The sequence below is a fragment of the Mycobacterium sp. NGS54 genome (assembly GCF_059812465.1).
In genome coordinates, this window is sequence record NZ_JCALCS010000009.1 from 35,543 (window position 1) to 49,768 (window position 14,226).

Here is a 14,226-nt window from a genome sequence, read left to right on the forward strand (position 1 = left end):
TATGCCATGATTTGTTGAGCGAAGGCCGTTGTGCCAGAGCACCGCTGGAATCGATACGCCCTTGTGACCGATCCGGGATCGCGCGAATCAGCCTGCGAGAGCCAGCACTTCGTCGAAACCGGCCACCAGGGCATCGTAGAAGACGTCGTAATCCGGTATCGCGGTGGTGTCGACGTCGATGCCCAACGCGCACTTGTCGACGTAGGTGAGCAGCGTGACGTTGACCGCCGAACCGATGGTGGGCCCGAAGGCATACTGCGCGCGCACCGGCGCGCCGCCCAGGAACACCGGCACCGGCACCCCGGGCACGTCGCTGGCGACGAAATCGACGTGGCGCAACACCGAGCCGATGTACCAGCGGGGCATCAGGTTGAGAACCCCGGCGATCCGCTGCGTGTAGGGGACGGATTTCTCGTCGCGGACCGCGCCGGCGCGCTGGTGGATCTCCTGGATGCGCGCGACCGGGTCGGCCTCGCCCGCGGGAACATCGAAGCGCATCAGCGTGATCCGGTTCCCGCCCATGTCGTCGGCCTTGGTCCGCAGGCTGATCGGCATCGTGAGGTGCAGGTCGCCGATCGCGACGCCGTGCTTCTCGTGATACCGGCGCAAACCCCCGGCCACGCCGGACACGAAGGCGTCGTTGAGCGCGCCACCGCAACGGTGCGCCGCCTCGCGCAGTTGCGGCATCGGCACCTCGTGCACCATCAGATGGCGGATCAGGCCGCGGTCGGTCACCAGCGGCGAGCCGGGGCGGCTTATCGGCCGCATCATCCGATAGACCGACCCCGCCATGGCCGCCGCCGATCGGACCGTCGCGACGGGCCTGCGGACACCGCCGTACACCAGCCGTGGCGCCGCTTTGGCCGCGCCGGCAACGGCATTCGCGACCAGGCCGGCGTCGTAGCGCCAGGTATCCCGGTAGCCGCGGACCCATGACGGTGTGGGCGCCGCCGGCTCGGGCGGCAGCGGCTCGCGCTCATATAGGTCTTCGGAAAGGTTGAACAGGTTCATCGCGATCTGCACGCCGCCAATCCCGTCGGTCAGGGCGTGGTGGAACTTGCAAATCATCGCCGCGCCACCGTTTTCCAGGCCGTCGATCAGCGTGGTCTCCCAGAGCGCGCGGGCCCTGTCGAAGTCCTGCATCTCGGCCAACCGGGCCATCTCGAGCACGTCGTCGAGCGTGCCGGCCCCCGGCGCCACACCGCGCCGGACGTGGTAGTCGAGGTCGAAGTCGGGGGCGTATTCCCAGCGGGGCGGGGCCGGCGGCGGAGAGGGCACGACCCGTTGCCGAAACATCGGAAGTTTGCGGCTGATCAGGTCGAATCGTTCGCGCACCTGGTCCCAGTCCGGCGACCGATCCAGCAGTACGACGCTGACCACGGTCGACCGCAGCCGCGGGTCGGTTTCCATCGCCCACGTAAACGCGTCGCTGTTGCGTAAGAATGCAGTCATGGTGTGCTCCGGGCCTAAACCTACGACTCGGGGCGGCAAAGGTCAGCACCTCATTGGCAGACAATGACTTTGGTCCCTCAACATCGGGACATTCGTCAGGGGCTCCCGCTATTCCCCCGCCTCCGCGTCGGCGAATTCGCAGAACGCCGTGTAGGCGCGTGCACCGTAAATGGTGGCCGGCCCGCCGTGCATCAGGAAGGTGACGCCGATGGCCTCCGCCGCCTCCTCACGGGTGGCACCCGCCCGGGCGGCGGCCTGGGCGTGCGAGGCGATACACCCATCGCAGCCCTGGACGATCCCGATCGACAACGCCATGAGCTCCTTGACCTTGCGGCTCAGCGCCCCGTCGGCCAGGGCGGCCCCGCTCAGGGCCGCGAACCCCTTGTACACCTCCGGGATTTGCTTGCGCAGCTCGCGGTGCTGAGGCAACAGCTCCTGCAGGACCTCGTGGTGATGCTGTTGATCTGACATGTCCGCCTACTCGGCGCTCACCGGCGAACCACTCTTGAGCGACTCGATCGCCGCTCGCAGCCGGTCCCCGACCTCTTCGGCGACCGGACGCAGCTCCGGCTCACCGGTGACCTCCACCAGTAGCCCGGGATTCATCGCCTCGACGAGCACCGTACCGGCATCCTCCGGGTCGGCGCGCACGACGACGTTGCACGGCAGCAGCAGGCCGATCTGGCGATTGGCTTGCACGGCGCGATGCGCCAGCGGCGGGTTGCAGGCGCCGAGGATCAGGTAGTCCTCCATGTCGTGGCCGAGTTTGGCCTTCATCGTGGCCTTCACGTCGATCTCGGTCAGCACGCCGAAGCCCTGTTCGGCGAGCGCCTCGCGGGTACGCGCGACCGCGTCCTCGAAAGAGGTGTGCAGCGGCGTCGCAATCGCGATGTCCATCATGACTCCTTCCGTTCGTGCTCAAAGCGCTCAGGCGAGCGCCAGGAACAGCTTCTCCAGCTCCGCCTCGCTCAGCGGAGTACCACCGTCGGCGGTGCTGCCCGTGACGCATTCCCGCAACCCGGTCGCGACGATCTTGAACCCGGCGCGATCGAGCGCGCGCGAGACCGCCGCGAGCTGGGTGACGACGTCCTTGCAGTCGCGGCCCTGCTCGATCATCGAGATCACCCCGGCGAGTTGCCCCTGCGCGCGGCGCAGCCGGTTGAGCACCGCGCCGATGCTGTCCTGATCACCAACCATTTGAATCCTCCGTCTCCCCGTACTCCCGAACGCTACCCACAGGGTACCCGCGGGGGTATCATCGGTTCAACCAGGAATATACCCCATAGGGTATCGGTTGTCACCCCTAGACAACTCCTAGACACCGAGCCGGAAGGAATTCACCATGGCGACGGCCAACCTGTCCTACGAGACATTCGAGTCGACGATTCTCGACAACCCGCTTGTGCTGGTTGATTTTTGGGCCGAATACTGCGGGCCCTGCCGGGCCTTCGCGCCCGTCTACGATCGATCGGCGCAGTCGCACCCCGACGTCGTGCACGCGAAGGTCGACACCCAGGCGGAGCTCGACCTGGCGGCCGCGCTGGGGATCCGTTCCGTGCCGACCATCATGGCGTTTCGCGACGGCGTTCTGGTCTACAGCCAGCCCGGTGCCATGCCGCCGGCCGCGCTCGAAGACCTCATCACCCAGGTGAAATCCCTGGACATGGACGTGGTGCGCGCCAAAATCGCCGCCCGGAAGGCCGCCGCGGCCCGGTAACGGGCGGACCTCAGAGGATGGCCCCGAGGTCCTTCGCCCTGGCGATATCGTCCCAGTCGACGTCGAGCTCGAGCAGGATCTCTTCGGTGTGCTGCCCGTGTTCCGGGGCGCGGGCGGGCGCCGGCGGGGTCTCGTCGAATTGAACGGGCGCCGCGACGATCCGGTATTTCTCCCCGTGGTCGTCGACGTTGGTCACGACGTACCCGTTGGGTTCGACCTGCGGGTCGTTGAGGGTCTCGCGCGGCGTCGCGAGGGCGCCCCACACCCCGGGTTCGTCCGCGAGCACCTTTTGCCAGTGCGCAAGGTCGTTGCGGGCGAAGGTTTTCGCGAAGATCTCGGTCGCCGCGGCCGCGTTGGCTATCAGGTTGCGCGACGGCACAAACCGCTCGTCGGTGGCCAACTCCCCCAGGCCCATGCGTTCACAGAAGCCGGCCCAGAACTTGTCGGGCTGCAGGAAGACCAGCTGAATCCACCTGCCGTCCTTGGTCTTGTAGCGGTTCACCAGGGGGTTGATGGCCAGCCCGGGCGGGGCGCCCGGGATGCCGTCGATGTCGAAGAAGTCGGCCGCCGAGATCGACGGCGCGATCGCCCACATGGCCTGCGCCAGCAGTGACGAATCCACGATCGTCGGCTCGCCGGTCCGTTCCCGGTGAAACAGCGCGGCGCACACCCCACCGGCCAGGGTCGCGCCGCCCTGCAGGTCGCCGAACCCCGGGCCCTGGACCGCCGGCGTGTCGGTACCGAACGGCGTGAGCGTGTAGGCCACCCCGCCGCGCGCCAGGTAGGTGGCCGCGTCGAATCCCCCGCGGTCCCGGTCCGGACCCCGGACCCCCAACCCGGTGCCCCGCGCGATGATGATCTTCGGGTTGAACCCGCGGATGTCGTCGACGGTGAGCCGGGCCCGCTCGAGCGCGCCGGGCAGCCAGTTCGTCAGGAAGACGTCCGCGCTGGCCAACAGGCGTCCGAACAGCTCGCGGCCCACCTCGGACTTGATGTCGATGGCGATGCTGCGCTTACCGCGATTGCCCAACTCGAGGATGAAGTCGGCGTCCGGGCGGGCCGCTTCGCGGGTGAAGCCACCGACCACCAGCGCGCGTCCGGGGTCCCCGGCGGCGACGCCCTCCACCTTGATCACGTCGGCGCCCCAGTCCGACAGGGCCGCCCCCGCCGACGGCACGTACGTCCACGACGCCAACTCGACCACTCGGACACCGCTCAGCACGCCGGACAAGGGCACCATCCGCCTTTCTTGCTATTTTAAGTATTCTAGCTACTCTAAGGGATATCGACAGCCCGGCTGCGGCCACGCGCGGTTTTCGTGGAAGAGATGCGACGGGGCCGACCATTGGGCCGACCCCGCTCCGCGACGCGGTGAGTGCGCGCTTTCCCAATTCTTTGGCAGCGAATAGCTTTGGCCCCCAACGCGGGTCGCTGATTTAGGCAAGGGACGGGATATGGGCAGGGTGACGGGCAAGGTGGCCTTGATCAGCGGGGCCGCGCGGGGGCAGGGACGTTCGCATGCGCGGCTACTGGCCGCCGAGGGCGCCGACATCATCGCGGTGGACATCTGCGCGGACATCGGGACCAACGAGTACCCGCTGGCCCGGCCGGAAGATCTCGACGAGACGGCGCGGTTGGTCGAGAAGGAGGGGCAGCGCGCGTTCACGGCGATCGCCGACGTGCGCGACCGGGTGGCGCTGGCCGCCGCGATCGACCAGGGCGTGGCCGAGTTCGGCCATCTCGACATCGTGGTGGCCAACGCCGGCATCTGCCCGCTCACCGCGGGCCTGCCGCCGCAGGCGTTCGCCGACGCCGTCGACGTCGATCTGCTCGGGGTGCTCAACCTCGTGCACGCGAGCCTCAAACATCTGCAGACCGGGGCGTCGATCATCGTGATCGGGTCCAACGCGGCGTTCATGTCGTCGTTGAACACCGGCGGCGGCGTGTCCGGTGGGCCGGGCGGAGCCGGGTACGCGTTCGCGAAACTGGCTGCCGCGCACTATGTGCACGACTTTGCCTTGGCGCTCGCGCCCTTCAGCATCCGGATGAACGCGGTGCATCCGACGAATGTCAACACCGACATGCTGCACAGCGCACCGATGTACCGGGCGTTCCGGCCGGACCTGTCCGAACCCAAGCGCGAGGACGCCGAACCCGTCTTCCCGGTGGTCCAGGCGATGCCGATCCCCTATGTCGAGCCCGAGGACATCAGCGAGGCCGTGCTGTTCCTCGCGTCGGACGCGGCGCGTTACGTCACCGGCCAGCAGCTCCGCGTCGACGGGGGCGGCTTCCTGAAGGTCAAGCCGTGGTCGGGCGGGTGAGGGCGGCAACGCTAACCATGTTGGGGTGCAACGGAACTGGAGGGGCTTGGTGAGCGACGGTCGATCCGCAGCCGACATCGCGCGTCGCCTCTACGAACTCATGGTCTTGATGAAGGCGGCCGACGACCGGCTTTCCAAGGGCATCGGCACCGGCGAGTTCATGTGCGTGTACTGGCCGTCGCGCGGCCAGGAGGCCATCGCCGCCGCGATGGGGGTGTCGCTGCGGCCCGACGACCAGTTGGTGACGACCTACCGCGGGCTGCACGACCTGATCGGCAAGGGCGTCCCGCTCGAGGAGATCTACGGGGAGATGATGGGGCGCACCGTCGGCGCGAGCCGCGGCAAGGGCGGCACCATGCACATCGCCAACCCCGCCACGGGCGTCATGCTCTCGACCGGGATCGTCGGCGCCGGACCGCCGGTGGCCGTGGGGCTGGCGATGGCCGGCAAACGCAAGGGCCTCGACCGCGTCACGGTGGTCAGCTTCGGCGACGGCGCCACGAACACCGGCTCGTTTCACGAGGCCGCCAACATGGCCGCGCTGTGGGATCTGCCGCTCGTCTTCGTGTGCCAGAACAATCTGTTCGCAGAGATGACGCCGACCACGGACACGATGAAGATCGAGCACGTCGCGCAGCGCGCGGACGGCTACGGCATGCCGGGGGTTCGCGTCGACGGCAACGACCCGCTGGCGGTGAAGTCGGCGCTCGACGAGGCGCTGCGGCGGGCGCGCGCCGGCGCCGGCCCCACGTTCATCGAGTGCGTGACGTTCCGCTTCCGAGGTCACTACTTCGGTGACCGGATGGCCTACATCCCCAAGGATCAACTGGCCGCGGCCATGGCGGCCGACCCGGTGCCGCGGTTCCGCGACCACCTGGCGGAAGCCGGCATCTGCGACGCCGACGAGCTCGACCGCATCGACCGGGAGGCGCTGGCCAGGGTGGAGGCCGCCCTTGCGACCGTCATGGGCGCGGAGCCCCCCTCGGTCGAGGAACTCGACCGCGACGTGTACGCGACCCCGATCGGGTTCCCGGTATGACGCAAGAGAAAGAGATGACCATGCGCGAGGCGCTTAACCTCGCGCTCGACCAGGCGCTCGCGGCCGACGACCGGGTGTTCCTGCTCGGCGAGGACATCGCCGACCCCGGCGCCTCGGGACCAACGGCGGGGCTGTCGACCAAGTTCGGCCACGAACGGGTCCTCGACACGCCCATCTCGGAGGCCGCGATCGTCGGTGCCGCGATCGGTGCCGCGATCGACGGCATGCTGCCGGTGGCCGAGATCATGATCATGGACTTCATCGGCATCGCGGCCGACCAATTGATCAACAACGCCGCGAAGTTGCGGTTCATGACGGCCGGGCGGACGACGGCGCCGATCACCATCCGCACCCAGGTCTATGCCGGGCTGGCCACCGGCGCCACGCACTCGCAGAGCCTGGAAGCGTGGTTCATGCACATCCCCGGCATGAAGGTGATCGTGCCGGCCACCCCGCGCGACGGGAAAGGCCTTCTCACGTCGGCGATCTTCGATCCGGACCCCTGCCTGTTCATCGAGACCATCCGGCTGCAGGGCAAGAAGGGGCCCGTCCCCGTCGAACCCGGATTCTCGATCCCCCTCGGCCGGGCCGACGTCAAACGGCGCGGCACCGACGTGACACTGATCGCCTACGGACGCCCCGTGCACGACGCGCTCGCGGCCGCGGACACGCTGGCCGGGCAGGGTGTCAGCGCCGAAGTCGTCGACCTGCGCACGCTGGTGCCGCTCGACGTCGAGACGATCGTCGAATCCGCGCGCCGCACAGGGCGAGTCGTCGTGGTGCACGACGCGGTCCAATTCGCCGGCCCGGGCGCCGAGATCGCCGCCACCCTGCAATCTGAGTTGTTCGGGGAGCTGGCCGCCCCGATCGAGCGCGTCGCCGCCCGGTTCGTCCCCAACCCGGCCGCGGCGGCGCTCGAGGCGCAGGTGTACCCGTCGCCGGCGCGCATCGTGGAGGCCGCCCTGCGCACGCGTGAGAGAGCCAAGGTGCATGGCTGACTTCGTCATCCGGATTCCACGCGTGTCGGTGGCCGTCTCGGAGGCCGAGCTCACCGGCCTTCTCGTCGACGCCGGCGAACGCGTGGAGGAGGGCACGCCGATCTACGTGATCGCCACCGAGAAGGTGGAGCAGGAAATCGAGGCGGGCGCCTCGGGCATCGTGCAGTGGACCGGACGGGTCGGGACCACCTACGACATCGGCGCCGAAATCGGCGTCATCAGTTCCTAGCGAAAGGTAAGGCCGCCAATGGATCTCAACGAGACCCGCGAGAGAATCATCTACGAAAAGGAAGGCCCGATCGCACGGGTCACGCTCAACTGGCCGGAGAAGGCCAACGCCCAGGACCAGAAGCTGGCCGAGGAAGTCGACGCCGCGCTGCTCGACGCCGACCGCGACTACGACATCAAGGTGCTGATCCTCAAGGCCAACGGAAAGGGCTTCTGCTCCGGACACGCCATCGGCAACAACGCCGTCGACTACCCGGCGTTCGTCGAGGGTGCGAAGGTCATGGGCACGCCGTGGAAGCCGCAGAGCGACCTGTTCGTCAAGCCGGTGCTGAACCTGTGGGAGTTCTCCAAGCCGACCATCGCGGCCGTGCACGGCTACTGCGTCGGCGGCGGCACGCATTACGGGCTGACCACCGACATCGTCATCGCCGCCGAGGACGCCTACTTCTCCTATCCGCCGCTGCAGGGCTTCGGGATGCCGTCCGGCGAATGCTCGATCGAGCCATGGGTTTTCATGAACTGGCGGCGCGCCGCGTACTACCTGTACCTCGCCGAGGTCATCGACGCGAAGAAGGCGCTGGAGGTCGGCCTGGTCAACGAGGTCGTGCCGCGGGACCAGCTGGAGTCGCGGGCCGACGCCATCGCCCGCCACATCGCCCAGGCGCCGATGACGACGCTGCTGGCGACCAAGGCGAACCTGAAGCGGGCCTGGGAGCTGATGGGCATGCGGGTGCACTGGCAGAGTTCCAACGACCTCGTCGCGCTCGCGTCGGTCAGCAGGGACGTGCAGGAGCTGATCCAGACGGTGTTCAAGGACAAGGTGCTGCCGTCCGAGCAGGCCCGACGCCAGGCGGCGGCAGCAGCCTCGTCCACCGACGGCGCGGCGACCACTTGAGCCTTCGCGAGGTCCGCTGGTGAACATCGCCGATCACGCGAACACCGCCGCCGAGTCGCCGGCCCTCCTCCTCGCGGACGGCGACACGATCCCGTACGGCGAGCTGTACGAAAGGAGCCAGCGGGTCGCTGCCGCCCTCCATGGGGCCGGGCTGCGGCGCGGCGACGGCGTCGCGCTGGTGCTGCCGAACCGGCCCGAGTTCTTCGAGATCACCTGGGGCTGCCAGCTTTCCGGGCTCTACTACACCGCCGTCAACACCCACTTCACCCCCGACGAGGTCGCATACGTCATCGACGACTCCGACGCGAAGGCGGTGTTTGTCGACGCGTCGGAGGCGTCCGGGGCCGACCTCGCCGCGCACGTCCGTGCCGCCAACCCGGGTGTCGGGATCCACGTGGCCGTCGGGGGCGCGCTGCCGGGCTGGCGCCCCTACGACGACGCCCTCGCGGCGGCGGGCGACGCCCCGCCGCGGGCGGACGGGTCGGAGATGCTCTATTCGTCGGGCACCACCGGACGGCCCAAGGCGGTTCGGCGGGCGCTGCCGGCCGACGGCAACGGGTCGTGGGCCCAGTCAGTCCTGGAGCTGGCGCTGATCCACAAGTACGGGATGGACCGGTCCAGCGTGTACCTCTCCCCCGCGCCCCTGTATCACGCGGCGGGGGTGAACTACACCATGGCCGTGCACCGCGTCGGCGCGGCCTCGATCCTAATGCGCAAGTTCGACGCCGAGGCCGTGCTGCGGTTGATCGAGACGCACCGCGTCACCCACGCCCAGTTCGTGCCGACGATGTTCGTGCGCATGCTCAAGCTGCCCGAGGCGGTGCGGCGAAAGTATGACGTCTCGAGCCTGCAATGCGTGATCCACGCCGCGGCCCCGTGCCCGGTGGACGTCAAGCACCGGATGATGGCGTGGTTCGGCCCCATCATCCACGAATATTACGGGGGCACAGAGGGATTCGCGGGCACGACGATCGGGCCCGAGGAATGGCTGGCCCATCCCGGCTCGGTCGGCAAGCCGTTCAGCCCCGTACACGTGGTCGGCGACGACGGGGTCGAACTTCCCGTTGGCCAGTCCGGCGAGTTGTTCTTCGAGGGCGGGCCCGATTTCGAGTATTTCAAGGACCCCGCCAAGACCGCGTCGGTCTCCAACGAACGGGGCTGGCGGTCGCTCGGCGACATGGGCTACGTCGACGAGGACGGATACCTCTACCTCACCGACCGGTCGACGTTCATGATTGTCTCGGGCGGGGTGAACATCTACCCCCAGGAGGCGGAGAACCTGCTGATCATGCATCCCAAGCTCGTCGACGCCGCGGTGTTCGGCGTCCCGAACGACGAGTTCGGCGAGGAGGTCAAGGCCGTCGTGCAGCCGGCCGACGGCGTCACGCCCGGGCCCGACCTCGAGGCGGAGCTCATCGCGTACTGCCGGGCCCACCTGGCCGGCTACAAGTGTCCGCGCACAGTCGAATTCGAAGCAGAGTTGCCCCGCGACCCCAACGGAAAGCTGTACAAGAGGCGCATTCGCGAACGGTACTGGCAAGGCCGGGCTTCACGGATCGTATGAACGAGGGAACGGACATGGTGACTACCCAGACCACCCACACCGACGTGAACTGGACGCCGCTGCCGGTACCGTGGGCGGTGCAGCGGCCCGACCGGATCCCCAAGCAGCGGTACTACGACCCGGAGTTCTACGCGCTCGAAGCGGAGCTGCTCTGGCCCCGCGTATGGCAGATGGCGTGCCGGCTCGAGGAAATCCCGAAGCCCGGCGACTACGTCGAGTACGAGATCCTCGAGGAGTCCGTCATCGTCGTCCGGCTCGACGCCGAAACGGTGCGGGCCTACCACAACGCGTGCCGCCATCGCGGGGTAAAGCTCGTGGAGGGCAACGGAAACCGCCGCACCTTCGTCTGCCCATTCCACGGGTGGTGCTGGGCCATCGACGGCCGCAACACCTTCGTTCTGCGACCCGACGAGTTCGCCGAGGACAACCTGAGCGCTGACGACCTGCAACTCGTCGGAGTCCGATGCGAGCTCTGGGGTGGCTGCGCGTGGATCAACCTCGACGACCACGCGCCACCGATGCGCGACTGCTTCGAGCCGTTCGCCTCGATCTACGACGCCTGGAAGGTCGAGTCGCTGCGCGTCGAGTGGTGGCAGGCGTGCCGGCTTCCGGTGAACTGGAAGCTGGCGACGGCCGCCTTCATGGAGGGCTACCACGTCCCGCAGACCCACCCGCAGCTGCTGCCGTCCTCGATGCCCAGCACGTCGAAACCGCCGGGGCTGGCCCAGACGAACCTGTACTTCATGCGCACCCTCGGCGAGGGCATGGCGGGCATGACCCACGAGAACGACGTCCGCATCGCCGAGGGCCTGCAGAACATGGAGTTACCGGCCGATCCGGCCGCGGCGATGGCCGCCTGGCGGGCCGCGCTCAACGACGCGATCGTCGACTGGCACCGCGCCCGGGGCTGCGACATGCCCGACCTCAACGAGCTGGAGCGGCGCGGCATCACCGAAGCGATCAATTTCTGCTTCCCGCACTACTTTCTACTGCCCCAATACAGCAGCGCCTCGTCGTACCGGATCCGTCCGCTGGGCCCGGAGGAGACGCTGTTCGAGATCTGGTCGCTGACCCGCATCCCGCCGGACCAGATGACCGACAAACCCACACCACCGGAGCCGATGGCGCCCGACGACCCGCGCTGGCCGCCCATCCCCGCCCAGGACTTCTCCAATCTCCCGCGACAGCAGAAAGGCCTGCACTCCAAGGGGTTTAACTACATGCGACTGTCGGACCGGATCGAGGGGCTGATCTCGAACTTCGAACGCGTCGTCGACGGCTTCCTGGCCGGCCTGCCGTACGACGCGCTGGTGCCCGCGATCCAGAAGACCAACACCACCATCGACGTGCCGGTCGCCGACCTGGGCTTCGGCTCGGAGGGGCGATGAGCACCCCCTGGGACCGCTCCGTCGACCTGCTGATCGCGGGCAGCGGCGGCGGCGGCATGGTGGCCGGGCTGGCCGCGATCGACTGCGGGCTCGAGCCGCTGATCATCGAGAAGCAGGCCCTGGTCGGGGGTTCGACGGGGCTCTCGGGCGGCATCGTGTGGCTGCCCAACAACCCGTTGATGCGGGCCGAAGCAATCGCGGATTCGCACGAGGACGGCATGGCCTACCTGGCCGACGTGGTCGGCGACATTGGGGCGCCGTCCTCGCCCGCGCGCCGCGAGATGTTTCTCACCGCGGGCTACGAAATGATCAATTTCCTTATCCGCAAAGGCGTTCGGCTGATCCGGTGCGCCGGGTGGAGCGACTATTACCCGAACCACAAGGGCGGCAACGAGTCCGGCCGCGCCATCGAGGGCATCCCCTTCGACGCCGCGGAGCTCGGCGCCTGGAGCGACAAGGTGCAGCCGCCGCTGGCGAAGAACTACGGGTTCGTGGTCCTGACCAACGAGTTGCGCTCGGTGCAGTACTACAACCGGTCGCCGCGCGCGTTCGCGGTGGCGACCCGGGTGTTCCTGCGCACCGCGGCCGCGCGGGCCCGCCGCCGGCAAATCCTCACCAACGGCGCCTCGCTGATCGCCCAGATGCTCAAGGCGCTCATCGAATTCGGCGACGGGCAGCCCCCGCTGTGGACCGACGCCGCCATGGAAGACCTCATCGTCGAAGACGGCCGCGTCGTCGGGGCGCGCGTCTCCCGCGGCGGTGGCGCGCCGCTGAACGTCCAGGCGCGCAAGGGCGTGCTGCTGGCCGCCGGCGGATTCGGCCACAACAAGGAGATGCGCCGCCAATACAGCGGCGATCAGCCCAACGAGGCGCAGTGGTCGATCGCCAACGCCGGGGACACCGGCGAGGTATTGCAGGCCGCGATGCGCCTGGGCGCCAAGACCGATCTGCTCGACGAAGCGTGGTGGCTGCCTTCGGTTTTCATCGCCAACGGCGGTGCGGCGGCGGCCTCGCTCGGCTCGGGCCGGCAGCGTCCCGGCGCCATCTACGTCGACGCCACCGGCCGCCGATTCTGCAACGAGTCGAATTCCTACGTCGAGGTCGGCAAGGCGATGTACGCCAACAAGGCGGTGCCCTGCTGGATGATCTTCGACGACGGCTATGTGCACAGGTATGTCACCAGCACGAATCCGCTCAAGCGCAACCAAGGCCTGCCGCCCGAACTTATTGAAAAGGGCGCGGTGAAACGCGGCGACAGCATCGCCGACCTCGCCCGTCAGATCGACCTTCCGGCCGACGAGTTGGCGCAAACGATCCAGCGGTTCAACCGCTTCGCCGCCAAGGGCCTGGACCCCGACTTCGGTCGCGGGCAGTCGGCCTACAACGACTGTCTCGGCGACCCCGGCTACCGGCCCAACGCCGCCGTCGGCCCGCTCGACCGTGCGCCCTACTACGCCACCCGGGTCTTCCCGGCGGACGTCGGGACCTGCGGCGGCGTGGTCACCAACGAGCACGCGCAGGTCCTGGACGAGCAGGACCTGGTGATCGAGGGCCTTTACGCCACGGGCAACACCACCGCGACGGTGATGGGCCGCACGTATCCGGGCGCGGGCGCGAGCATCGCCAGCTCGATGGTGTTCGGTTACGTGGCCGCGCGGCACGCCGCCGGGCGCCGGATCGCCGGCGAGGGGGCCCGCTAGACGCGCGAGCAGACGCAGAATCGCACGCGCTGAGCCCCCACAGTGCGATCCTGCGTCTGCTCGCGCAAAAACCTATTCGTCGCGGCCGACGAAATCGCGTGGCTTCATGCCGGATTGCATGAGTTCGGCCCGGCGCGCCTGCACATCCGAGGCGGCGCCCACCATGTTGGTCAAGATGTGGCTGACCTGCAGGTGCACCCGCATGCCCATCAACTCCCAGGCCCGCTTCACGTTGTTCTTGACCGCCATCAGCGTCGTCAACGGGATCTGGGAGATCCTGCGCGCCATCTCCTCGACGGTGTCTTCCAGGTCTTCGCGCGGCACCACCCTATTCAGCAGGCCCCAGTCGAGGGCTTCGCGCGCGGACAGGGTGGGCGCCAGCAGCAGCCAGTCCATGGTGCGGTGCCAGTTCATCAGCAGCCACGGCTCGATCATGGTGTGCCCGCCGGGCTCCCCCAGGCTTTGGGCAAGGGGCATCTGGAAATACGCGTCCTCGGACGCCACACAGAAATCGGTCAGCAGGCCGAGATAGATTCCGCCGCCCATGCAATAGCCGTGGATCGCCGAGATCGTCGGCTTGGGAAACTCCCACAGATACAGGGTGGGCCACAGAAACAGGTCGGCGGTCCCCTTGTACAGGTCCTCGAAGGTGTTTCCGAAATCCGGGTAGGGATTCTCGTCAGGTCCCCAGCGGGCCACGTGCCCGCCGCAGAAGCCCTTCCCGTTGGCCTTGATGATGACGACCTTGATCTCTTTGTCGCGGTCGGCCTCGTGCAGGCAGTCGTCGACCTCGGTGACCAACACCGCGTCCTTGGTATTGGCCTTGTCGACCCGATTCAGGATGATCCGCGCAATCGGCGGTTCGCGTTCATAGATGATCGCCTCGAGCACGCGCCGCTCCATCGTCGTGACATTACCGGGCGG

General features: G+C 68.1%; 15 protein-coding genes. 9 read left to right on the forward strand and 6 right to left on the reverse strand.

Annotated elements, in window-relative coordinates; translation table 11 throughout:
* Positions 1-87: 87 nt before the first annotated feature.
* From AC5Y5E_RS26855 to AC5Y5E_RS26870, 4 genes are all read right to left on the reverse strand, one after another.
* Positions 88-1,452: a wax ester/triacylglycerol synthase domain-containing protein gene (locus AC5Y5E_RS26855; protein WP_499906476.1), complete on the reverse strand. Its 1,365-nt coding sequence runs from the start codon at positions 1,450-1,452 to the stop codon at positions 88-90.
* A 108-nt stretch (positions 1,453-1,560) separates the two neighbouring features.
* Positions 1,561-1,923 carry a carboxymuconolactone decarboxylase family protein gene (locus AC5Y5E_RS26860; RefSeq protein ID WP_499906478.1) on the reverse strand — a complete coding sequence of 121 codons (363 nt, stop codon included), beginning with the start codon at positions 1,921-1,923 and terminating at the stop codon, positions 1,561-1,563.
* Positions 1,924-1,929: 6 nt separating this feature from the next.
* Positions 1,930-2,349, reverse strand: a complete 420-nt coding sequence (locus AC5Y5E_RS26865; RefSeq protein WP_499906863.1) for a DUF302 domain-containing protein — start codon at positions 2,347-2,349, stop codon at positions 1,930-1,932.
* Between the two features lie 30 nt (positions 2,350-2,379).
* Positions 2,380-2,649: a metal-sensitive transcriptional regulator gene (locus tag AC5Y5E_RS26870; RefSeq protein ID WP_499906480.1), complete on the reverse strand. Its 270-nt coding sequence runs from the start codon at positions 2,647-2,649 to the stop codon at positions 2,380-2,382.
* A 145-nt stretch (positions 2,650-2,794) separates the two neighbouring features.
* Here AC5Y5E_RS26870 and AC5Y5E_RS26875 point away from each other — a divergent pair, with 145 nt between their 5' ends.
* Entirely contained in the window at positions 2,795-3,169 is a 375-nt protein-coding gene (locus tag AC5Y5E_RS26875; protein ID WP_499906482.1) for a thioredoxin family protein, read from the forward strand.
* Positions 3,170-3,179: 10 nt separating this feature from the next.
* Here the strand turns inward: AC5Y5E_RS26875 and AC5Y5E_RS26880 are convergent, their stop codons facing one another.
* Positions 3,180-4,409 (reverse strand): CaiB/BaiF CoA transferase family protein, encoded by a 1,230-nt coding sequence (locus AC5Y5E_RS26880; RefSeq protein WP_499906484.1) that lies wholly within the window; start codon positions 4,407-4,409, stop codon positions 3,180-3,182.
* Positions 4,410-4,623: 214 nt separating this feature from the next.
* On the opposite strand from AC5Y5E_RS26880, the gene AC5Y5E_RS26885 reads away from it, so the two are divergent.
* From AC5Y5E_RS26885 to AC5Y5E_RS26920, 8 genes are all read left to right on the forward strand, one after another.
* On the forward strand, positions 4,624-5,490 hold the full coding sequence (locus tag AC5Y5E_RS26885; RefSeq protein ID WP_499906486.1) for a mycofactocin-coupled SDR family oxidoreductase: 867 nt from the start codon (positions 4,624-4,626) through the stop codon (positions 5,488-5,490).
* 100 nt (positions 5,491-5,590) lie between these two features.
* The gene (locus tag AC5Y5E_RS26890) at positions 5,591-6,529 is read left to right on the forward strand and encodes a thiamine pyrophosphate-dependent dehydrogenase E1 component subunit alpha (RefSeq protein WP_499906865.1); all 939 of its coding nucleotides are present in this window, start codon (positions 5,591-5,593) and stop codon (positions 6,527-6,529) included.
* Positions 6,526-7,527 (forward strand): alpha-ketoacid dehydrogenase subunit beta, encoded by a 1,002-nt coding sequence (locus AC5Y5E_RS26895; RefSeq protein ID WP_499906487.1) that lies wholly within the window; start codon positions 6,526-6,528, stop codon positions 7,525-7,527. Before AC5Y5E_RS26890 ends, AC5Y5E_RS26895 begins: the two co-directional genes overlap by 4 nt.
* Positions 7,520-7,756 carry a lipoyl domain-containing protein gene (locus AC5Y5E_RS26900; protein WP_499906489.1) on the forward strand — a complete coding sequence of 79 codons (237 nt, stop codon included), beginning with the start codon at positions 7,520-7,522 and terminating at the stop codon, positions 7,754-7,756. Before AC5Y5E_RS26895 ends, AC5Y5E_RS26900 begins: the two co-directional genes overlap by 8 nt.
* Before the next feature lie 18 nt (positions 7,757-7,774).
* The gene (locus tag AC5Y5E_RS26905) at positions 7,775-8,650 is read left to right on the forward strand and encodes an enoyl-CoA hydratase/isomerase family protein (protein ID WP_499906491.1); all 876 of its coding nucleotides are present in this window, start codon (positions 7,775-7,777) and stop codon (positions 8,648-8,650) included.
* Between the two features lie 19 nt (positions 8,651-8,669).
* Complete coding sequence (locus AC5Y5E_RS26910; RefSeq protein WP_499906493.1) at positions 8,670-10,214, forward strand: acyl-CoA synthetase; 1,545 nt, start codon at positions 8,670-8,672, stop codon at positions 10,212-10,214.
* A gap of 14 nt (positions 10,215-10,228) precedes the next feature.
* Complete coding sequence (locus tag AC5Y5E_RS26915; protein ID WP_499906495.1) at positions 10,229-11,602, forward strand: aromatic ring-hydroxylating oxygenase subunit alpha; 1,374 nt, start codon at positions 10,229-10,231, stop codon at positions 11,600-11,602.
* Entirely contained in the window at positions 11,599-13,302 is a 1,704-nt protein-coding gene (locus AC5Y5E_RS26920) for an FAD-binding protein (RefSeq protein ID WP_499906497.1), read from the forward strand. The genes AC5Y5E_RS26915 and AC5Y5E_RS26920 overlap by 4 nt, the downstream gene beginning before the upstream one ends.
* Before the next feature lie 72 nt (positions 13,303-13,374).
* Here AC5Y5E_RS26920 and AC5Y5E_RS26925 read toward each other — a convergent pair whose 3' ends face one another.
* On the reverse strand, positions 13,375-14,205 hold the full coding sequence (locus AC5Y5E_RS26925) for an enoyl-CoA hydratase-related protein (protein WP_499906499.1): 831 nt from the start codon (positions 14,203-14,205) through the stop codon (positions 13,375-13,377).
* Positions 14,206-14,226: the final 21 nt, after the last annotated feature.

What these genes read in the sequence shown, in the direction of transcription:
- AC5Y5E_RS26870 (WP_499906480.1), bottom strand. Translation starts at nt 2,649, where the DNA reads ATGGTTGGTGATCAGGACAGCATCGGCGCGGTGCTCAACCGGCTGCGC.
- AC5Y5E_RS26920 (WP_499906497.1), top strand. Translation starts at nt 11,599, where the DNA reads ATGAGCACCCCCTGGGACCGCTCCGTCGACCTGCTGATCGCGGGCAGC.
- AC5Y5E_RS26905 (WP_499906491.1), top strand. Translation starts at nt 7,775, where the DNA reads ATGGATCTCAACGAGACCCGCGAGAGAATCATCTACGAAAAGGAAGGC.
- AC5Y5E_RS26860 (WP_499906478.1), bottom strand. Translation starts at nt 1,923, where the DNA reads ATGTCAGATCAACAGCATCACCACGAGGTCCTGCAGGAGCTGTTGCCT.
- AC5Y5E_RS26915 (WP_499906495.1), top strand. Translation starts at nt 10,229, where the DNA reads ATGGTGACTACCCAGACCACCCACACCGACGTGAACTGGACGCCGCTG.
- AC5Y5E_RS26865 (WP_499906863.1), bottom strand. Translation starts at nt 2,349, where the DNA reads ATGGACATCGCGATTGCGACGCCGCTGCACACCTCTTTCGAGGACGCG.
- AC5Y5E_RS26925 (WP_499906499.1), bottom strand. Translation starts at nt 14,205, where the DNA reads ATGGAGCGGCGCGTGCTCGAGGCGATCATCTATGAACGCGAACCGCCG.
- AC5Y5E_RS26880 (WP_499906484.1), bottom strand. Translation starts at nt 4,409, where the DNA reads ATGGTGCCCTTGTCCGGCGTGCTGAGCGGTGTCCGAGTGGTCGAGTTG.
- AC5Y5E_RS26900 (WP_499906489.1), top strand. Translation starts at nt 7,520, where the DNA reads ATGGCTGACTTCGTCATCCGGATTCCACGCGTGTCGGTGGCCGTCTCG.
- AC5Y5E_RS26855 (WP_499906476.1), bottom strand. Translation starts at nt 1,452, where the DNA reads ATGACTGCATTCTTACGCAACAGCGACGCGTTTACGTGGGCGATGGAA.
- AC5Y5E_RS26875 (WP_499906482.1), top strand. Translation starts at nt 2,795, where the DNA reads ATGGCGACGGCCAACCTGTCCTACGAGACATTCGAGTCGACGATTCTC.
- AC5Y5E_RS26890 (WP_499906865.1), top strand. Translation starts at nt 5,591, where the DNA reads ATGGTCTTGATGAAGGCGGCCGACGACCGGCTTTCCAAGGGCATCGGC.
- AC5Y5E_RS26885 (WP_499906486.1), top strand. Translation starts at nt 4,624, where the DNA reads ATGGGCAGGGTGACGGGCAAGGTGGCCTTGATCAGCGGGGCCGCGCGG.
- AC5Y5E_RS26895 (WP_499906487.1), top strand. Translation starts at nt 6,526, where the DNA reads ATGACGCAAGAGAAAGAGATGACCATGCGCGAGGCGCTTAACCTCGCG.